The following is a 20,152-nucleotide window of genomic DNA, read 5'->3' as shown; positions in this document are numbered from 1 at the left end:
AATATGAACAGGGCGAGGTACACATGATCCCGGGAATTAAGGCATTTTTTAAACTGGAAGCAGCGAGTGGTATTTTGTTGATATTGGCGGCCATCTTGGCGCTAATCGCGGCTAACTCCAGCTTAAAAATCTATTACGATCAGTTGCTGTCAGTGGATGTAATCGTCGCCGTAGGCAGTTTTTCTATCGCCAAACCCCTGTTGCTTTGGATTAACGATGGCCTTATGGCGCTGTTTTTTCTGATGGTCGGGCTCGAACTCAAGCGCGAAGTATTGGTCGGTGAGTTAAACCAGCTCTCCAAAATCGCCCTGCCGGGTATAGCAGCAATTGGCGGGATGCTGGTGCCCGCGTTGATTTATGCATTTATCAATCGCCATGATGCCTACGCTCTGCACGGCTGGGCGATTCCCACCGCAACTGACATCGCCTTTGCGCTCGGCATCCTGAGTCTGCTCGGCTCGCGCATTCCGGTGAGCTTGAAAGTCTTCCTCGTCTCGCTCGCGATTTTTGATGATATAGGCGCGATCATTATCATCGCGCTTTTTTACACCGATAACCTCTCACTCACCGCGATCATCAGCGCGGGTATAGGTATTGGTGTGATGGTGCTGATGAATCGCCAGGGTGTGGTCAGCAAAGCGGCTTACCTGTTTGTCGGCTTGGTGGTGTGGGTGAGCCTGCTCAAGTCCGGCGTACATGCGACTTTGGCGGGCGTCGCCATCGCCCTGTGCATCCCTTTCAGAGGCCTGGATTCCGAAGGTAAAGTGCAGAGCCCCATGCACGACATCGAAAAAGACCTGCACAGCCCGGTCGCCTTTGCGATCCTGCCGCTGTTCGCCTTTGCCAACGCGGGTTTGTCGCTCTCAGGGCTGAGCATCAACGATGTCTTCTCGCCTGTATCGCTCGGCATTTTGCTCGGCCTGTTTGTCGGCAAACAATTGGGCGTGATGCTATTTACCTGGTTCGCGGTCAAACTGCGCATCGGCAAACTGCCGGACGATGTTAACTGGGCGCAGCTCTACGGCGTTGCGGTCATCTGCGGCATCGGCTTCACCATGAGTTTATTTATCGGCTCACTCGCGTTTGAACAAACCATTGAAAATCAGGCAATGAATGACCGCTTGGGGATTTTGGTGGGTTCGTTTTTGTCGGCGCTGGTGGGCTATGTGTGGTTGAGATATGTGGCCAAGCCGAAGGTGGACGTGGGGAGTCATGATCAGGTGTAATGATTTGAATATCTATAGGCAGCATCTTTTTTAACAAATTAAAGGAATTCAACGAAATGAAAGTTTTTCTAGCTGCAAGCTTATTTTTTTTATCAAGCATCACTTTTGCTGAAGATCCACTACCCGAATTGGAAATTAAGAAAATCGATGACGGTGTTTATCTGTACACCGCTTACGAAAAAATCGAAGGCTGGGGGCTGGTTGGTTCTAACGGATTAGTCGTGCTTGATAACAAAGATGCGTATCTGATTGATACACCCATTTCAGCCCCGAACACTGAAAAATTAGTGAAATGGATTGACGCACAGGGCTTTACAGCCAAGGCAAGTATTTCAACACATTTCCACAGCGACAGCACAGGCGGTATTGCATTTCTCAATTCAAAGTCCATTCCAACTTATGCCTCCAAGCAAACTAACAAGTTGCTTGAAAATAAAGGCGAAGTTCAAGCCACTCATTCATTTACCAAAAATCCCTTTTGGTTAGTCAATAAAAAAATAGAAGTGTTTTATCCCGGTGCTGGTCACACACGCGATAATCTAGTGGTGTGGATGCCAGAGAAGAAAATTTTATTTGGTGGTTGTTTTGTCAAACCGGAAGGTCTTGGCAATCTAGGTGATGCAGTGATAGAGGACTGGCCTGCTTCTGCCGAAAAACTTATCGCCCGCTATAGCAGTGCAACATTGGTGGTTCCCGGTCACGGAAAAATTGGCGATGCATCGCTACTGACAAAAACCAAGCAGCGTGCAGTTGAAGCTGTTGCCGCTAAAAAGTGAATGTCAAATAGGAGCGAGCAATGAACACCCATGAAAAACTCAATTACGTCGAATTTGCCGCGTGGTCGGAAGCAACAAATTAATCGCTGTAACTAAATGGCACTGGTTTACGCAGTACCAATTTCATACGAGTACAAATAGAGCAGCCCAAAACACGGATTTCATTTAGTGCAGGGTGATTATCGCGCGCTTTGGGCTGCTCTCTTGCATATCGAAATTATTAACACTAATTCTGCTCCGCGCTGGTGAACGGGTGGCCGATGTCCCTCCTTTTACAGCGAGCCACTCGTTAACTTTGCGTTTCATTTCATGCTTGGCGGCCTTACGTTTAGCTTTTTCCGTTTTTTCATGCACACCACCTTTGCTCATAATGGGGTGAAATGCATGACCGTTGCGCCGTTCCTGTTTCTTACCTTTTGTGTTCCTGTCGTCTTGCTGATTGGGCATGATTGCCTCCTGTTAACTGGCTAATAAAAACCACTCTGGATTGTTCGCCGATTTTAAGCGGCGTTTTGCTTTTGTGTTATTTGCGATCACTTCATTATCCTTTGATACACAAGACTTGTTTGAGTGTATGAACCACCTCTATCAAGTCAGATTGGTTGTGCATAACCTCGTCAATGTCTTTGTATGCAGCAGGGATTTCGTCAATCACTGCTTTATCTTTGCGACATTCAACGCCTTTGGTTTGTGCGATTAAATCCTCTTTGGTAAACGCGTTACGTGCAGCCGTGCGGCTCATTTTTCTACCGGCACCATGGGCGCAGGAACAAAACGAATCGGTATTGCCTTTTCCACGCACGATAAAAGATTTAGCGCCCATACTGCCGGGAATAATTCCCAGCTCACCTTCGCGTGCACTAATGGCTCCTTTTCGTGTGACCAATACGTCAGCGCCGAAATGATGCTCGCGGCTCACATAATTGTGGTGACAGTTAATCGCGTGGCGATCGGCGTGAAACTTAGGCAGAAATGGCGCTATCGCACGCAATACCAAACCCATAATTTCATTGCGATTTAAACGCGCATATTCCTGTGCCCAATTGACTGCCGTTACGTAATCCACAAACTGCTCACTGCCTTCGGTGAAATAAGCCAAATCTTTATCGGGCAAATTGTGAAACTGTTTGCCCATATCTTTTTTGGCGAGGGCGATAAAATACTGCCCAATCGCATTGCCTATTCCACGGCTGCCAGTGTGCAGCATTATCCACACGTCTTTATTTTCATCCACACAGACTTCAATAAAATGATTGCCGCTACCGAGCGTGCCCATTTGTTTAGTCCACAGGGTGTTCGGTTGCTTTAACATTTTCATTACTGTTGGATGCTTTTCAAAAAGCCACTCCACACCCGCTGCCATCTGTTTACATGCACTTTCACGAATGCTCACCGTTTTATGCGCTTGCAAACCTACCGGCACTGCACGTTCGATCGCACTGCGCATTGCGGCGAGGTTATCCGGCAGTTGCGATGATTTAACCGAAAGCCGCACGGCACTCATACCGCAACCAATATCCACACCTACGGCAGCGGGAATAATGGCATTTAAGGTCGGTATCACCGCGCCCACGGTTGCACCAATGCCTAAATGCACATCGGGCATAGCCGCTATATGTGAATAAATAATTGGCAATTCCGCAATTTTTTTCAGTTGCGTCAGTGCCTCATTATCAATATCGCGGGTGTAAATTTTTACGGGTTTATAACCATTTCCCGAATTTTTGTTTAATTCAATTTTTACAGGCATAGAAATCCCTTAAGTGACTTTTTTGAGAAATCACTTTGCGTTACTAAAAAAATGAAACCTTCGAGTTGGCTTTTTAAATCGCAGAAAAGAAAAAGCCCCGATTAGTTTCCTAATCAGGGCTTTAGTGTTGCGCCTGACAGGAAGGTTTTGTTATCACCTTCCAAGTCTGAATACTCAAAAGGGTTTTAGCGGTTGGTATAATTCGCGTAAGTCATAATTGAGTACTCCATAAGTTGTGACAAACAAGTTGTCGGGTTGAAAAACAAAGTGCTTTTAGCACCTTGGAAATTGGGCGCGATAATACGCCGTTTTTTTGAGCTGTCAATAAAACGCCTAAAACTTTTTTAGAAACGCTGTATGCTTTCCTAGCGATTTTTTTAAGTATGTTGTCGAATCATTTTCAACGTATCAATCTATTCAATCTTATATCCACTCAACCCCCCAATCGCCTCCAACGCCAACTGCGCCGTATCGCGTCCTTTTAAATTTATTGCGATGGGAATTTTTTTGCCGTCGTGGTTGAGTGCGATAATTTTTACAAATGTCGTGTTAGTCGTTTGCGCTCAGTAGTCAGAGCGGGCTTGTTCGGCAGTGGCAAACATGGGGATCTCAAATTCGCGCCTTAGGTTCACACCCGGTAAGCGGGCGGCCAATTCCAGTCGCCAGAAGCGATAGTCAGTACTCATAGGTTCGGACGCGGGCAGATTATCGGGGATGTCAAAATGCAGGCTTAACGCTGTGCCACCCAGTGCGGATGCTTGGCTATCTGCCAGCCCCTGTGCTTGCCAGAGGATAGTTTCCGTGAGGTGGCGATTTTTGTTGGAGCCGGTTGCATAGCTGTGCACACATTGCAGGCGGACGTGAAAACGTTGCTGGTTGTTATAAGCCAATGGTAGTTCGAGTGTCCCCCCAAACTGTCCGCCGATGAGGCAGGGATAGGGGTGAAGCCTCAGTGTCAGTGGACCAAAGCGACGCCAGTCAAGCGTGGTGTTAATTGCCTGGTAGAGCAGGTAAATCCCTATCAATGGAAACACCAGAATAAGCAGGAAGAAAAAATTTCCCGCCGCCAACTCACGTGGAACTGCCGTAACACCCAGTAGTGAGAGTAGGTTCCAGATCAGGGTGAAGCCCCAGGTAAGCCAGAGCCCACTTTTGCTATTGCAGTTTACTTCGGGGCTGGCGCGCCGTTGTCCGCGCCAGGGCTTGTGCATCGGAGTGCTGCGCAACAGGTTGCTTAGGGCGGAGTATGACAAGCCAATTCCAACGCTGCCGAACATCACTACAAATATCATCTGGAAACCCACCATGCCCCAGTGCATATCGCGATTGAGCACTGCCTCGGTGGGGTTGGACGGGTTTACCCAGGCGGGCACGGATTGCTGCTGGCGCCAAGCCTCTTTCAAGGCATAAGCCAGGTTGTATTGGAAGTCACCGATATTGTCGCTACCTTCCATGATTGATACCCGCTCGCCGGTGTAGTGTTTTCCCTGATATTGATAGAGGTACCGGGCCTTAGGCGAATAGGTGCTGCTGTCGCCACTATTGTCTATCACCAGTTCGGCGTGCTGTAACTGGGCGCTTACCTGAGGCCAGGATTTCATCTGCTGCCATACAAACAGGTTGGGAAGAATACTCAGAAACAAGGTTATTAGGCCGACACCGGCGAAGGGCAATCCCAGCAGCAACATCATCCAATAAACTTGTAGGTTTTTATTCATATGTGCGAATTTCCCTGGTGATCCGAACCTATGGTGGATTGCCATTTTGAGGGCTATCTAAGCCCGATTAAGATCAGAGAGTGTAGCGGTTAAGGGGCCCCTGGGGTACATCGGTACCGGCTGCCTTAAACTAAGTGTTAAGGCAAATGAAAACGATTACACCTGTTTTATTAAAATAAAGTAATCGTTATCAAAGAAATTTTTAGTATTTTTATCACAAAAAATAGCGATTTCTGTGATTTCCCAACTTGACGATTTTCCTGCCGGCGCGCACTATGTTTGCCTTGGCAAGCGCTGCTTGGTCAAGGCGGGAATCATTCACAGGTTCCCGAAAAGGGTTCCGGTACCAACAACAATAAAACCGGTCACCCGGGATGAGTTTTCAGGCGGTTCATCCAGTGTTATTTCCCAAGGTTTTATCCCAACAAGGCTGCGTTCTTTATTGGTTCTCCAAGTCCAGCAGCCATGGCGCCTTGACGGCGTATCGGCGTTTTCGGTCTTTATCCCTGCTGCAGATCAGCGGCATTGTTTTGCACATAACAACAATCCGAATAACAACGATATAGCTACGACAAGGTAACCAAGATGAAATCTACGACTATTACCCGTCGTATTGGCCAGTACGTGTTTTGCGCGGCTGCCAGTACGCTACTCACCTGTGCCGTGCAGGCACAAACTCTCGGCGCTAACCTCGCTATTACCGGCCCCAGTGCTGCTGCCGACGGTTCCGGTTTTGACAACACCAAGCTGGTGCGCGATGGCAGTACCAGCACCGTTTCCCTTGCCAGTGGCACCAGCAACCAGCGCGTGTCGGTGAAGTGGGGCAGTGCGGTGACGTTTAATACTGTGATCCTGCGTGAAGCAGGCAGCAAAGTGACGACCTGGAGTTTGGTGGATAACGATACCGGCACAGTATTGGCGACAGGTACCGGGATAGGTGCGCAGCGAGTGGTAAATATCGCCAGCCGCAGCACCAAAAAAGTTAATCTGATTGTGAATGCGACCAGTGCGCCCGGCATTGCGGAATTTGAAGTCTATAACGCGACGGGCACTGCTTCATCAACGCCAGCGTCCAGCGTTGCCCCATCCAGTACACCGGCAAGCAGTTCATTCAGATCGTCTGTGGCGCCTAGTAGTATCCCGGCTTCCAGCAGCCGCTCTTCAGTGGCACCGAGCAGCGTGCCTGCATCCTCGGCAGCACCGAGTAGCATTCCAGCGTCGAGCAAATCGAGCAGCAGCGTTTCATCGGTTGTCGATAACGGCACCATCAGCGCTGACTGTATCCGTGTAGCGACTAACCCATCGGTTAACTGGCGCGATACCTCGTTGAAGACCGATCAGGAAATCGTTTCTTGTTTGTCAAAAACACTCGGTAAACCAGTCGGCTACGGTGAAAATGCCAAAGGAGGATTTGATCCTAACGGCAACAGCAAACTCACCATCATTACCAAAAATTCCAGCGTGTCAGTTGAGCAACAAATTCTCAACGCGATTACCGGCGAAGAACACAACTGGATCGTATTCGACAAAATCCAATTTGCGCAGCCGCATGAAATTGGGATGTACCGTTTAGGTTGTAGAAGTCCGACGGTGCAATCCATTCTCGGTGCAACCGAAGCCGAGTGTGTGAACTACACGCAATGGTGCGCAAAAAATGGTGTGAGCAGTGCGAATTGTGTTACGCAATTTTTTAATAACGCGATGAATAAATCCAATAACCCGATTCGCAATCCAGTCATTGGCTCTAACAAAACCATCGACGGCCGCGGCAGTGAGGCTTACTTCCTGTTCAGTGGTTTTGCGATTGGAAAAGACCAGACAGGCACGCCAACGCAAACTGCTAACAGCGTGATAATGACCCACCTGAAATTCCAGGGCGCCGGCCACACGGAAGACCATTACTGTGACCCGGATATGATCCGCTCCACTGGGGCATCAAAAGATATCTGGATTCACAAAAATACCTTCGATACCACTGGCGATTCCGCGTTTGATGTCAAAGTCGGCGCACACAATGTGACTATGTCGTTCAATCGTTTGGTGAATGTAAAGCGCGCGGTGTTGCATGGTTCCAGCGACAGTCACACCATCGACAAACAAATCACCACCACCATGCACAACAACGCGTTTGTCACCACCGACGACAGCTACATGCTGTTGGGTAATACGCTGCGCCGCGTCCCGCTGTTGCGCCACGGTAAAACACATATGTTCAACAATGTGTTTGTAAATTATCGCAACCAGATTTTGAGTTTGCGGGTGGGCGCGAGTGCGTTGATGGAAGACAGTGTATTTGTGGTAAATGCCGTACATCAGGAGAAAGCGACAGTCGAAGCATCGCTCGCGGAAATCAGCGCGAATTTATTCAAAGATATTAGCGGCGGCTCTTTCCGCAATGATCGTAACCTGCTCTGGTTCAGTGACGCTGCGTGTAATTTAACGGCGTCTACCCAAACTGCATTGACGGCGACTAACGGCACAGTCGCTAACTTGGCCAGCAATTACAACGCCGCATCACAGGCGACTATTAATAGCTGGCGCTTTGCTGCCGGTCAGGATCTGGTGGATTATGTGAGTGCAACAGCGGGCAAACACGGCCAGATCCCTTACAACTCACCACTCGCGGGTGACAAGTACTACGTGTTGGGATTAGGGAAGGTCGCTTGCCAGATTCGCTAAGTTATTGGTTCTAACGCGTTAAATAAAAACGGCCGATCTGGAAACAGATCGGCCGTGTTGTTTCAAATCTACTACGCTTATTTCATATCAAGATCGGCATTAACACTCATTCGCTTTCCATCTTTTCGTGCTGGTGTCATTTTCGCAATCTCACCTTCAATCCAATTTTTTACTTCTTCCGTTAATTGCTTGCGGTCTTTGCCTTCGGTTGCGAAAGGTTCGCTGATCACAACGCGAATAGTGCCGGGGTATTTTATAAATTGTTTGTGCGGCCAACATTCACCCGCGTTGTGTGCAACGGCGATAATCGGTACTCCTGCGCTGATGGCGATATCGGCACCGCTGCGCGCGTAGTTGCCAATCTGGCCAACAGGTGTACGAGTGCCTTCAGGAAAAATCAATAAGTTATTGCCTTGCTGTAAACGACGCAGGCCTATGCGTTTAATTTCTTTTAAGGCTTGGATCGGGTTGCTGCGGTCAATGGCGATGGGGCGCAAACTCGCTAAACCCCAACCAAAAAACGGGATGCGGAATAATTCTTTTTTAAGGATGGTGCTGACCGGGCCAAAATAATATTGCAGGAACATGGTCTCCCAAGTGCTTTGGTGTTTGGCCATTACGACACAAGGAAATTTATCCGCGTGTTTGCTGCCAATAATTTCAAAGCGCACACCGCAGCACACTCGGATCCAGAACATTACGAAACGGTTCCAACAAGTGACAATGCGCCAGCGCCAGCTGTAGGGAAGTATCGGCCAGATAATAACGGCAACCAGACCAGCACCGGCGCTGGTAATGTTGTAGCCAATACTGAATAAAATACTGCGGAGTTTGAGCACGTTAATTCCTGTTATCTGTTCCGTTAATGATTAGATGCAAGAATAAAATCTGCAGCGGCGGCGAGGTTGTCAAACACTTGCACTTGTTCGGGTGTGACTTGTGGTGAATCTGTTTGCAAACCGGGAACTGCTAATTGCGCCAGTGTGCGCACGCCATTGCCGGTTCTTACCAGCGCCGGTTTGCAACCCTTTTGTACGGCGGCTTGTAAATCGCGCAGGCTGTCGCCCACGAAATAACAGGATTCTACGGACGTATTAAATTCGGCTTCAATCGCATCCAACATACCCGGCATAGGTTTTCTGCATTTGCAGTTGTCATCCGGGTGATGGGGGCAATAAAAAATCCCGCCGAGTTCTCCGCCGTTTTCTTCTACCAGACCAGTAATTTTCTCGTGCATGGCCTCCAGGTCCTCCAGTTCAAATTTACCTTTGGCGAGGCCAGCCTGGTTAGTGGCGATAACAACGGTAAAGCCCGCTTTGTTCAAGCGCACAATGGCATCGATGCTGCCTTCAATCGGAATGCATTCATCGGCGGATTTCACATAGTCGTCGCGGTCGTGATTAATCACACCATCGCGGTCGAGAATAATTAATTTCATGGATAAATCCGATAGATCTGTATGCCCTCGTCATACCCGCGAACGCGGGTATCCAAAAGCTGGATTCCTGCGTTCGCAGGAATGACGGAGGGGGATGAGATTAGTTCTTGGCAGGAACCAAATAAGAAATATCCGCCACTTCCAAAAACAATCCGCGCAGTTGTTGCAATAACGCCAAGCGGTTTTGTTGCAGCGCCGGGTCATCGCTCATCACCATTACGCTGTCAAAAAAAGCATCAACAGGTTGTTGCAAATCGGCGAGTGCCGCGAGTGCTTTGGTGTATTCGCGTGCAGCAAACAGTGGAGCCACTACAGCGGCTTTTGCGCTTACTGCTTGCGCCAAAGTTTTCTCTGCATCTTCTTGCAACAATGCAGGATTTACTTCGGTGCTCAGCGTCGCATTTTGTTTAGCAAGAATATTGGATACACGTTTGTTCGCCGCAGCGAGTGCCTGCGCTTGCGGCAACTTGCTGAATTCATTGACCGCGAGTACACGCTGGTTAATGTCCAGTGGTTGCGACAATTGTTTTGCGGTTACCGACTGGAAAACTTCTGCGGGGATATTGGCATCTTCAAAGAAAGCGCGGAAACGCTCCAGCATGTAAGCCAATACTTGCTCGACCAACTCATCACCAACAGTGAGATTTTTGTGTTGGTTTTTAGCGAAGGTCAGCAGCTCACGCAAATCGAGCGCGAGATTTTTTTCCACCAGAATGCGTAGGACAGCAATACTTGCACGACGCAAGGCAAACGGATCTTTGGAGCCCGTAGGCTGTTGGCCAATACCAAAAATACCAGTGATAGTATCGAGGCGATCAGCAAGCGCTATAATCGCGCCGGTCGTTGTTGCAGGCAATTGGTCGCCCGCAAAGCGCGGCATATATTGCTCGTTCATCGCAGCGGCAACTTCGACGTTTTCGCCATCGTTAACCGCGTAGTAATAACCGGCGATACCTTGCATATCGTCGAACTCGCCGACCATATTGGTTACGAGATCAGATTTACACAATTGTGCGGCACGTTCCGCTGATGCGGCATCCGCATTTAATTTACCGGCAATTAATTTTGCCAGGCCAGCAACGCGTTCGGTTTTATCGTAAATGGTGCCGAGCTGCGCCTGGAACACGATAGTTTTTAAACGATCGCGCAATGACTCGAGCGTGGTTTTCTTATCAGTTTCAAAGAAGAACGCCGCATCGGAAAGACGCGGGCGAATTACACGTTCGTTGCCGTCGATAATTTGCGATGGATCTTTACTTTGAATATTTGCCACGGTAATGAAGTTGTTTTTTAACTTGCCGTTAACATCCACCACATGGAAATATTTTTGGTGTTCTTTCATGGAAGCAATTAGTGCTTCAGCTGGAACAGCGAGAAAACGCTCCTCAAATTTTCCGGTCAGCGCGACTGGCCATTCAACCAAGGCGGTAACTTCATCGAGCAGGGCAGGGTCGATAACCGCAACACCGCCGACTTTTTTCGCTTCGGCTTCCACTTGTTGTTTGATGGTCGCACCGCGCTCAGCAAAATCCGCGACAACAAAACCGGTATTTTTTAATACGCTGGCGTAATCGCTCGCTTTAGCGAGGTCGATAGTGTTGTTGTAATGGAAACGGTGGCCGCGTGTGGTGCGGCCAGCGGTTAAGCCGAGCAAGCTGGCGTTGACAACATCGCTACCAAACAACATCACCAACCAATGAACAGGGCGTACAAACTCTTCGCGTTTCGCGCCCCATTTCATGCGTTTGGCAATCGGCAATTTTGCCAAGGCATCGGCAACAACTGCTTCAAGTAATTCAACGGTTTTTTTGCCTTCGGCAGTAATACGCGCAACCAGTTTTTCCGCTTTGCCATCGTTCTCGGCTTTTAATTCAGAAGCAGCGATACCATTTTTTTCGGCAAACGCGAGCGCTGCTTTGGTGGGCTGGCCTTCTTTATCAAATGCGATGGCTGCCGGTGGGCCCCAGACAACCAATTCTTTTGATGGGGTTTCGCTGGCGAGATTTTCTACCAGTACCGCCAAACGACGCGGTGCAGCAAAAGGTTTAATTGCGGTGAACGATAATTCCGCCGCTTTTAAATTCGCTTCGATAGTGTCGGCAAACGAAGCCATCAAATTTTTCAATGCTTTTGGCGGTAACTCTTCGGTTCCCAGTTCAACTAAAAAATCAGCAGACATTATTTTTCCTCCGCAATGGCAGAAAGCATTTCTGCTCGTAAGGCTTCAGGCGCAAGTGGGAAGCCGAGGGCTTTGCGGCTATCGTAATAGGCTTGGGCAACAGCGCGGGATAGTGTGCGCACGCGCAAAATAAAACGTTGGCGCTCGGTGACAGAAATCGCGTGGCGCGCGTCGAGCAAGTTAAAGGCGTGCGAGGCTTTCATCACCATTTCGTAGGCGGGCAGCGGCAGATTTTTTTCCATCAGGCGCTGACTTTCTTTTTCGTAGAAATCGAAATTGCTGAACAAAAATGCAGTGTCGGCTTCTTCAAAGTTGTAAGTGGATTGTTCCACTTCGTTTTGATGGAACACATCGCCGTAGGTGACCTTGTCGCCGTTCGGGTTGATCGTCCATACCAAATCAAAAATTGAATCCACACCTTGCAGGTACATGGCGATACGCTCGATGCCGTAAGTGATTTCGCCAGTAACGGGGAAACATTCGAGACCGCCAACTTGTTGGAAGTAAGTGAACTGCGTTACTTCCATTCCGTTCAACCAGACTTCCCAACCCAGACCCCAGGCGCCGAGGGTGGGCGATTCCCAGTTGTCTTCCACAAAACGGATGTCATGCACGTTGGTATCAATACCCATTTCGCGCAGTGAACCTAAATACAAATCCTGAATATCGGCGGGCGAGGGTTTCATCGCCACCTGGAATTGATAGTAGTGTTGCAAGCGGTTGGGGTTTTCACCGTAGCGGCCATCTTTCGGGCGGCGGCAGGGCTGCACGTAAGCGGTATTCCAGGTTTCCGGGCCGATAGCGCGCAGGAAAGTGGCAGGGTGGAAAGTACCGGCGCCGACTTCGAGGTCGAGCGGTTGCAAAATCACGCAACCCTGGCGCGCCCAATAATCTTGCAGGGCGAGAATCAAACCCTGGAAGGTGCTTACGTCATAACGTTTTTCGGACATGGTAGACCTGATCTTATGAAGGTAGAAAAATGCGGCGATTATAGCCATCAAACCCGCGCAATGGCAGCGCTTGGTCAAGTTCTGTAAAAATACCTGTGCGACCGGAACGATTCGCTCAACAACAGGACAAAAGCGCGCAGACCGCTACCTTGCTTCCAGGGCACACAACAACAAAAATCGATTAGCAACCAAGGAACACCTATGGATACCCAAGAAAAACTAAGCCCCCTGACCACGGCCCTGCACTGGGTTGTCGCCCTGACCCTGATTGCCCTTATCGGGATCGGTTTTTATATGTCGTGGTATGAGGTTTACCCGCTGTACGACTGGCATAAATCTTTCGGCGTGCTGATTTTTGCGGTGATTCTGCTGCGCGTGTGGTGGCGGATCAAAAACGGTTGGCCAACGTCCGTGCGTGAATACCCGAAACTCGAACATCGGTTGGCGCAGGCGACCCATTGGGTATTGATTGTTGGCACTGTGCTGATGCCGATCTCGGGCATGATGTATTCCGGTCTGGGCGGTTACGGCATCAAAGTCTTCGGTTGGGTGATGGTGCCGGGCAATAAAAATGCGGAAGGCCAGACTGAACCCTTCCATGCGGGATTGAGCAGCTTGGGTCAATTTACCCATGAGTGGCTGGGCTATTTACTTGTGGCGGCGATCATCCTTCATATTGCTGGTGCACTCAAGCATCACCTTGTCGATAAAGACCGCACCCTGTTGCGCATGCTCGGTCGTAAAGGGCATTGAAGTGGTGCGTTTTGGTTGTAGATTTGCGCGCCGAGTAAAGCCCACGTAAACACGGAGTAAATCCAGCGTAAAAGCCCGCCTGTGCGGGTTTTAATCAGCCCCGGTAAGGCCTATGTTGTTATTACAGAGAGAGCGCCAGGAGGGCGATCAAGTCGCCGGATGCATTTGAAACACGCGCTCCTTCTGGATTACTCATTTTCTTATCGGGGCTTGTTATGAAAAATTTAAACGTGTTTGCGTTAGCGGCGAGTGACCATTTGGTGCAGCCAGAAGAGTTTAGCGATGTTCAGGCCACTACCTCCGCGCTGGCGATTCTCACGGATTTCCGCAGCCATAAACCTCATATGGTGGATAGCCATCTGGAAGCGACTGAAGCGCTGGAAGTGATGTTGGCCGAAGCTGTCAAAACCAAAATTGTGGTGGATGACAGCAAAGAATTTATCGGCGTGATCAGCGTAGACGACCTGGCCGACCACAATATGCTGCTCAAACAAATGGCGCTGCACGTCAAACGCGATGAGCTCTTAGTGCGCGATTTAATGCACGCCCGCGCCAATATCCGCGCGGTGGAATACGATCAATTCAAACATGCGACTGTGGCCGATATCGTTTCTACCCTGAAGAAAACCCATCAGGAATATCTGTTGGTTGTGGATAAAGATGCGCATCATATTCGCGGCATAGTGTCTTCACGCGATATCGCCAGCCGTTTGCATGCCCCAGTGGAGATCGAGAAAGAGCTGACCTTTGTGGATATTTTTACTGCGGTGAAAGTGCACTAAAACACGGCCTACTTACTGCTCGCTTATATTGCTTCATCGTTAACACTCCCTCGGCGCCCTGTGGCGCCTTTTTTTGCGTCCCGTTTTTATAGGGCTGTCCCAAGGCCGGCAAATACCCCCCTGCGTGCGTTGAGACAGCCTCTTCCCGTAGCAGCTGTTACTTCTTGTAACTCTCACATCTATTTGATTTTATTGACTTATTTTTCATCTTGGTAGCCTTTGTTCGGGATTGGATACCACCTTGCAGGCACTTGGCAAACTGGGACGACGCAGGTCATGGGGTGGTAGATCCTGTCGCTTAAGGGGTCTTTCCGGGCATGGGAATGCAGCGGTCTCGCAAGGCAGGTGGCCCCTCTAATAATCAATAACAACATTTGTCTTTTGAGAGGTTCACATGAAAACCATCTTATCGGCCGCTGCTTTAATGCTGACGGCAGCGCACTTATCGGCACAGGTACCCAATCCACCACCCAGCACCACACCCACCAATAATCCGGTAGCTGTGGGCGCGGGTAGTTATCTCACCAATTGGGATGGGCGCATCGATGCGGCGATTCCTGACAACCGCGATGTGCAAGTGACCAAACACATCACCACTAATCTCGCTAACCAACCTATGCCCACCAATTCCTGGTGGAGTTCGATCCTATGGGCGGGTGTAAATGACCCCTGGCAGGATTGGGGCACACGCGGGTCGCACAATGTCAGTTACGCCCACCCATTTGCGATCAAGCCAGAGCTGAATGGGGTGCGCCTCTATTCGCCGCGGCAGGAGGATTTTTGGGCGATAGATTATGCCTTTGTCGGCACTATGCCAGCGCCTGCGACCCAGTGGATCAATGGTGTCGAGCATCCGATGCATGAGACGGTGTACTTTAAAGAGTTGGATTTTGTGTTGGGCAATACGGCGGCGAGCGGCAACTTCAGCGCTAAAGTGCACGACTACAGCGACTGGTTTGTCACCACGCGGATGGAGGCGGGCACAGGTGCTATGGATCTGACCTTCGGCCACGGATCGCCCTATGTGTTTGCCAACTACACCAACGGTAACCCCACCATCAGTTTTGCCAGTCACAGCACCGCACCGGTTGCGGCGAAAACCCCGGAAGTCTGGTCAGGCACCAGCAGTTCAGCGGTGATTGGATTTTCGGTGCAGGGTCGCAACTACGCGGCATTTGCACCGGCGGGCACCAGTTGGACCGGTTTGGGAACCTCCAAAATCACCGCCAATCTACCCGCGGGCAAAAAATACTTTTCGGTTGCAGCATTGCCCAGCCGCGCGGCACTCGCGCTGATGACCCAATATGCCTACAACCATGTCACTGGTTCGCAGGTAAGTTGGAACTACCGCGCGAGCGACAGTAAGTTGCTCAGCACCTACGCGGTCACTACCAACAATTACCCCGAATCGACCGGTACCGGCACCTTGATGGGGCTCTACCCTCATCAATGGCGCAAACTGGCCAGCGGCGCGACCCTTACCGGTGAAAGCTATTTCACCCCGCGCGGCAGTATGAAACTGGCGCAAGGCAGTTCATTTACCACGGCGATTACCTACCAAGGGGTGATTCCCGCCATGCCCGCGCTGACCGATACAGCCGATAAGACCCGTCTCTCCACGCTGGTAAACAACGTGCGCAACGAGACCTTTACCCATCGCGATACCTATTACACCGGCAAGCGTTTGGGCAAGGTGGCCTCGCTAATCCCGCTGGCACAGCAAACCGGCAATACCGCCGCTGCCACCCAGTTTACGGATGAGCTCAAATGGCGCTTGGAAGGATGGTTAAAAGCCGATGTCATCGATGATTTGGAGCCATCGCCGTTTGCCAAAAACCTGTTCTACTACAACAGCAACTGGGGCACCATGCTCGGTATTGATGGCAGCTTTGGCAGCCTGAAAGAGCTGAACGACCACCATTTCCACTACGGTTATTTTGTGCGTGCGGCGGCAGAATTGGCGCGTAACGACAAAAACTGGGCGCAACCCCAGCAGTTTGGCGGCATGATCGAGCTATTGATGCGCGACTACGGCAACTGGGAGCGTCCGCGCCATCCGGCCACCAGCGCCACCGGTAAAATGTTCCCCTTCCTGCGCAACTTCGACATCTATGCCGGTCACTCCTGGGCATCTGGCCATGCGCGCTTTGGTGCGGGCAACAACAATGAGTCATCATCCGAGGCGATGAATGCCTGGACCGCGATGATCCTTTGGGGAGAAGAGACGGGTAATACTGCGGTGCGCGATGCCGGTATCTTCCTCTACACCACCGAGATGACGGCGATCCAGGAATACTGGAACAACGTCTACGGCACCAACTATCACCCCACTTACACCAAACCTATGGCGTCATTGGTCTGGGGTGGCAAAACTGACTATGCCACTTGGTTTAGTGGCCAGGCGGAGGCCATGCACGGCATCATTTTGTTGCCGATCCAGTCAGGCTCGCTCTATCTGGGCCAATTCCCGGACTACGCCAAAACCAATTTTGACTTTATGGCTAATGGCCGCACCATGTTTACCATGTGGGACGCGATTTTTTATGCCTACCAAGCGGTTTATGATCCGGTGACGGCACTGGCCAATTTCAATGCGAATGAAGGCCGGATGCGCAACTCAATTGCCGGGCCTGCCTGTGCAACTGAAGAGGGTAACTCACTAGCTAATACCTACGCCTGGATCAAAACCTTTCACCGTTTTGGGCGCATCGATAACCAGGTAGTCGCAACCAATCACGCCAGCTTTGCGGTATTCCGCACCGCTAATGAGCGCACCTACGTGGCCTACAACGCAAGTGCTACCGATGCCAAAAACGTGACCTTTAACGACGGCACCAGTTTGCTGGTCAGCCCGAGAGAACTGAAGGTTTATACCAGTGTGGTTGTGCCGGTATCGTCCAGCAGTGTGTCTAGCAGCAGTTCAGTAGTGCCCAGCACTAGCAGTTCGGTGCCTGGGACATCAGCTAGCAGTCGGTCGTCATCAAGCCACAGTACTCAGTCGTCCTGCAGTTCAGGCTTCTGTGGTCCATCGTCGGTTAGCTCTTCATCACGTAGCTCGTCATCCGTATCCAGCTCCTCCTCGTCAGTAGTGACTACGGGAGTGGTGCAAATGACCGCTTTGGCCAACGGCGGCATGCAGTTCAGTGTTCGTGTTAACGAGCGTAAGCAGCAAGTACATTTGTTTGCGCGTCGCAATGGCGGCCAGGACTTTGTGGTGATCGACCTGCAGGCGCAAGCTGGTGGTGAAGTAAATAATGGCGATGGAACCTACACCTACCAAGCTAGCCGCACCGGTGCTTATGTAGCGGGCGATTTGGTTGAGGCGCGCTTCTATACCTTTACTCCTGCTAGCGGCCAAGTGTTCCTGCCTGGTCCAAGTGAAAATAGCTGGAGATCAGTGACCTATGGGGCGGCGTCATCCTCATCGGCTCCATCAAGTATGTCCAGCTCGTCGATACCACCCAGCAGTTCGTCAGTGTCATCAAGTAGGTCGTCAGTCCCATCGAGTCTGTCCAGCTCTTCAGTGTCATCCAGCAGTTCGTCGGCATCGACTACCGGGTACACAGCGACAGCGGTAATGCCCAATGGTGCACCTGTGGCCTACACCACCACTGCGACCTATGTTAACGGCGGGGTAAAAATCACCTTTACGACCAGTGAAAATCTCAACTGGGCATGGTGCTTTACCCCTGGCTGGAACAACATGACCCGTGTTGTCGGAAACAGTTTTGAGGTCACTATCCCTAATGTGACTCCCGGTTCTGCTATCAACTACTACTTCACCGTAAATACAGCAACGCGCGGTGAAGCCAACAATAACAACCAGCCCCATCAGTGGACGGTTCAATAACCTTGTAGTGAATTGATCACCAGGGACTAGTGCGTCGACAGGAGGGATCTTGTGAATTACCAACCGGCACCTGCAAAGGTGCCGGTTTTTTACGTTAAGGCACTGCTGGAATACTGTGTCCATCGCACTTTTCCGGTAAGCTGCGCGCACTTTTAGTTGTACTGGCGCAGGCTCCATGAAAGACCATCTGGCTCCCCTGATTTTTAAACTGCTGGCCTTGCTACCGCTTGGCGTGTTGCGAGCGCTGGGTAGTGCCGTTGGTTTAATGATGTGGTTGCTTAATGGCCGCGCCGCCAAAGTAACGCGCGAGAATATCGCACTCTGTTTTCCTGAATTATCTCCCGCTCAACAAACAACGCTAACCCGCCAAAGCTTGCAAGAAACCGCTAAAACGGCGATGGAAGCCGGTGCCATTTGGCGCAATTCCTGGGCGTGGTTGCAGGGCAAGATTGTGGCGCTGGAGGGCGATGAAATCCTCCGCGCAAAGCTTGCGGAGGGGAAGGGGGTGCTGGTGCTAGCGCCGCATCACGGCAATTGGGAAGTGGTTGCGCCTTATCTGGCCAGCGTCGCCAACCTGACTGCTATGTACCAGCCGCTCGATAATCCGAAAATGGACGAGCTGGTGTTGGCCGGGCGCAGCAAACTCAATATCACCATGGCACCCACCAACCGCAAAGGCGTGATGATGCTCTTCAAGGCACTGCAGAACGGCACTATTGTTGGCATCCTGCCCGACCAGGTACCGGGGCGCGATGCGGGCGGGGAGATAGCCCCCTTTTTTGGTCAGCCAGCGCTGACGATGACACTGGTGCATGGGTTGATCCAGCGAACTGGCTGCGCTGTTTGTTCCTGCTATGCCGAGCGTGTGGCGGGCGGTTTCAAGCTGGTGGTGATGGCGGCTGACGACCAGATTTACAGCGAAGAACAGTTCGCTTCGGTTACGGGTTTGAATGCCAGTGTGGCCGCCTGTGTGCGCCGCGCGCCTGCGCAGTACCAATGGGAATACAAGCGTTTCCGCCGATTGCCGGAACCTTATCCCAAGCGCTACCAGTTCAAATAGGCGGCTAAGGTTAAATCCAGCTGCAGTGGTGTCTTAGCGGGTTTCAGCGGCTACAATTAGCCCACTGTTTTTTTTAATAACTATTTTCCTGATATTTCTGGTTGTTGTGATGAATAAAAAATCTGTTTTGATGATGCGCCATCCCTTGCGCAATCTGGCGTTGGTGACACTGGCGATCACATCGCTCGGTGCCTGTACCCAGCAAAAAGCACAGCAGCAATTGCAGGCCGAGTTGAACGCCTCCAAAGCCTGTATCGCCAAGCAGGAGCTGCAGGCCCAGCAAGTCAGCGGGCAGCAGGTTGAAATCCTGCGTCAGCTGCAGGCAGTGCAGCAACAACTGGTGGTGCAGCAACAGGCAATTGAAGCCAAACCGCAGATTATCGAGCGCGCTGCGCCGCAAGTAGCCTGCCCGCCAGTACCGGCGGCCAACAGCAAAAAAAATCAGGCGAAAGAACAACCGCAGACCGATAAACAAATCGTGGGCTTGCGCGAGCAGGCATTGATCGCGGGGTTGAATATAGTGATGCAAGCGCGCATCAGCACCAATGTTGCCAACTCGGTAGTAGACGCGCGCAATATCCAGATGTTTGAGCGCAACGGCGAAGAGTGGGTACGTTTCACGATTTACAATCCCGAGACCAAAGAGCCCCATGTCCTGGAGCGCAAGCGTCTGCGGTTCCAAACCGTGCAGACCGCCAACCCCACACCTGACCGCCGCCCGGTAGTAGAGATTCGTTTCACCATCGGCAAACTCACCCAGAAAGGTGAATTTATCCTCGCCGACCGCAGCACATCTGAATATCCCATCCTGATCGGCCGCAATTTACTGCGCGATGTGATGTTGGTGGATGTGAGCGGCAATAACCTCGCGCCGCTGGTGCGGGTCGATGACGCTGCCAGCAGTGCCAGCTCATCCGCCGCGAAAAAATAATGTATCAATACTAGCGCCGGCCATCCGCGCCGGCGTTGCAAGGCCCGCCTTTAAGGAAAC

Annotated in this window: 16 protein-coding genes; 9 read left to right on the top strand and 7 right to left on the bottom strand. The window is 50.9% G+C overall.

Annotation, left to right across the window (positions count from 1 at the left end; all coding sequences use genetic code 11):
• Nucleotides 1–23: 23 nt before the first annotated feature.
• Together nhaA and blaKHM are read left to right on the top strand one after the other, a co-directional pair.
• A complete protein-coding gene (gene nhaA / locus J2X05_RS04245) occupies nt 24–1,226 on the top strand; it encodes a Na+/H+ antiporter NhaA (protein WP_310069070.1) in 1,203 nt (400 codons plus the stop codon).
• Between the two features lie 56 nt (nt 1,227–1,282).
• Nucleotides 1,283–2,002, top strand: a complete 720-nt coding sequence (blaKHM, locus tag J2X05_RS04240) for a KHM family subclass B1 metallo-beta-lactamase (RefSeq protein ID WP_310069068.1) — start codon at nt 1,283–1,285, stop codon at nt 2,000–2,002.
• Between the two features lie 165 nt (nt 2,003–2,167).
• On the opposite strand, the gene J2X05_RS04235 is transcribed toward blaKHM, so the two are convergent.
• From J2X05_RS04235 to J2X05_RS04225, 3 genes are all read right to left on the bottom strand, one after another.
• Complete coding sequence (locus J2X05_RS04235; RefSeq protein WP_310069066.1) at nt 2,168–2,449, bottom strand: hypothetical protein; 282 nt, start codon at nt 2,447–2,449, stop codon at nt 2,168–2,170.
• Nucleotides 2,450–2,543: 94 nt separating this feature from the next.
• Entirely contained in the window at nt 2,544–3,752 is a 1,209-nt protein-coding gene (locus J2X05_RS04230) for an RtcB family protein (protein ID WP_310069064.1), read from the bottom strand.
• Nucleotides 3,753–4,315: 563 nt separating this feature from the next.
• Nucleotides 4,316–5,470 (bottom strand): DUF3592 domain-containing protein, encoded by a 1,155-nt coding sequence (locus tag J2X05_RS04225; protein WP_310069062.1) that lies wholly within the window; start codon nt 5,468–5,470, stop codon nt 4,316–4,318.
• Nucleotides 5,471–5,705: 235 nt separating this feature from the next.
• Between J2X05_RS04225 and J2X05_RS04220 the strand changes: the two genes are divergently transcribed.
• Entirely contained in the window at nt 5,706–6,050 is a 345-nt protein-coding gene (locus tag J2X05_RS04220; protein ID WP_310069058.1) for a hypothetical protein, read from the top strand.
• A gap of 5 nt (nt 6,051–6,055) precedes the next feature.
• A complete protein-coding gene (locus J2X05_RS04215; protein WP_310069055.1) occupies nt 6,056–8,149 on the top strand; it encodes a pectate lyase family protein in 2,094 nt (697 codons plus the stop codon).
• A gap of 77 nt (nt 8,150–8,226) precedes the next feature.
• On the opposite strand, the gene J2X05_RS04210 is transcribed toward J2X05_RS04215, so the two are convergent.
• From J2X05_RS04210 to glyQ, 4 genes are all read right to left on the bottom strand, one after another.
• On the bottom strand, nt 8,227–8,988 hold the full coding sequence (locus J2X05_RS04210; RefSeq protein WP_310069053.1) for a lysophospholipid acyltransferase family protein: 762 nt from the start codon (nt 8,986–8,988) through the stop codon (nt 8,227–8,229).
• A 23-nt stretch (nt 8,989–9,011) separates the two neighbouring features.
• Nucleotides 9,012–9,587: a D-glycero-beta-D-manno-heptose 1,7-bisphosphate 7-phosphatase gene (gmhB, locus tag J2X05_RS04205; protein WP_310069050.1), complete on the bottom strand. Its 576-nt coding sequence runs from the start codon at nt 9,585–9,587 to the stop codon at nt 9,012–9,014.
• 100 nt (nt 9,588–9,687) lie between these two features.
• Nucleotides 9,688–11,766 (bottom strand): glycine--tRNA ligase subunit beta, encoded by a 2,079-nt coding sequence (gene glyS, locus J2X05_RS04200; protein ID WP_310069047.1) that lies wholly within the window; start codon nt 11,764–11,766, stop codon nt 9,688–9,690.
• Nucleotides 11,766–12,716 (bottom strand): glycine--tRNA ligase subunit alpha, encoded by a 951-nt coding sequence (gene glyQ, locus J2X05_RS04195; RefSeq protein ID WP_310069045.1) that lies wholly within the window; start codon nt 12,714–12,716, stop codon nt 11,766–11,768. Before glyQ ends, glyS begins: the two co-directional genes overlap by 1 nt.
• A gap of 201 nt (nt 12,717–12,917) precedes the next feature.
• Here glyQ and J2X05_RS04190 point away from each other — a divergent pair, with 201 nt between their 5' ends.
• The 5 genes from J2X05_RS04190 to J2X05_RS04170 all read left to right on the top strand — a co-directional run bounded on the left by J2X05_RS04190 (nt 12,918) and on the right by J2X05_RS04170 (nt 20,092).
• Entirely contained in the window at nt 12,918–13,469 is a 552-nt protein-coding gene (locus J2X05_RS04190) for a cytochrome b (RefSeq protein WP_310069042.1), read from the top strand.
• A gap of 215 nt (nt 13,470–13,684) precedes the next feature.
• A complete protein-coding gene (locus J2X05_RS04185) occupies nt 13,685–14,251 on the top strand; it encodes a CBS domain-containing protein (RefSeq protein WP_310069041.1) in 567 nt (188 codons plus the stop codon).
• A gap of 394 nt (nt 14,252–14,645) precedes the next feature.
• Nucleotides 14,646–18,101, top strand: coding sequence for a glycosyl hydrolase (locus tag J2X05_RS04180; protein WP_310069040.1), 3,456 nt, complete (start codon nt 14,646–14,648; stop codon nt 18,099–18,101).
• Between the two features lie 175 nt (nt 18,102–18,276).
• The gene (locus J2X05_RS04175; protein ID WP_310069039.1) at nt 18,277–19,161 is read left to right on the top strand and encodes a lysophospholipid acyltransferase family protein; all 885 of its coding nucleotides are present in this window, start codon (nt 18,277–18,279) and stop codon (nt 19,159–19,161) included.
• Between the two features lie 109 nt (nt 19,162–19,270).
• Nucleotides 19,271–20,092, top strand: coding sequence for an ATP-dependent zinc protease family protein (locus J2X05_RS04170; protein ID WP_310069037.1), 822 nt, complete (start codon nt 19,271–19,273; stop codon nt 20,090–20,092).
• Nucleotides 20,093–20,152 lie beyond the last annotated feature (60 nt).

This window comes from Cellvibrio fibrivorans (assembly GCF_031457055.1).
GTDB lineage: Bacteria > Pseudomonadota > Gammaproteobacteria > Pseudomonadales > Cellvibrionaceae > Cellvibrio > Cellvibrio fibrivorans.
Note: the sequence above shows the minus strand (reverse complement) of the source record. Positions and strands in the feature narration are given on the sequence as shown.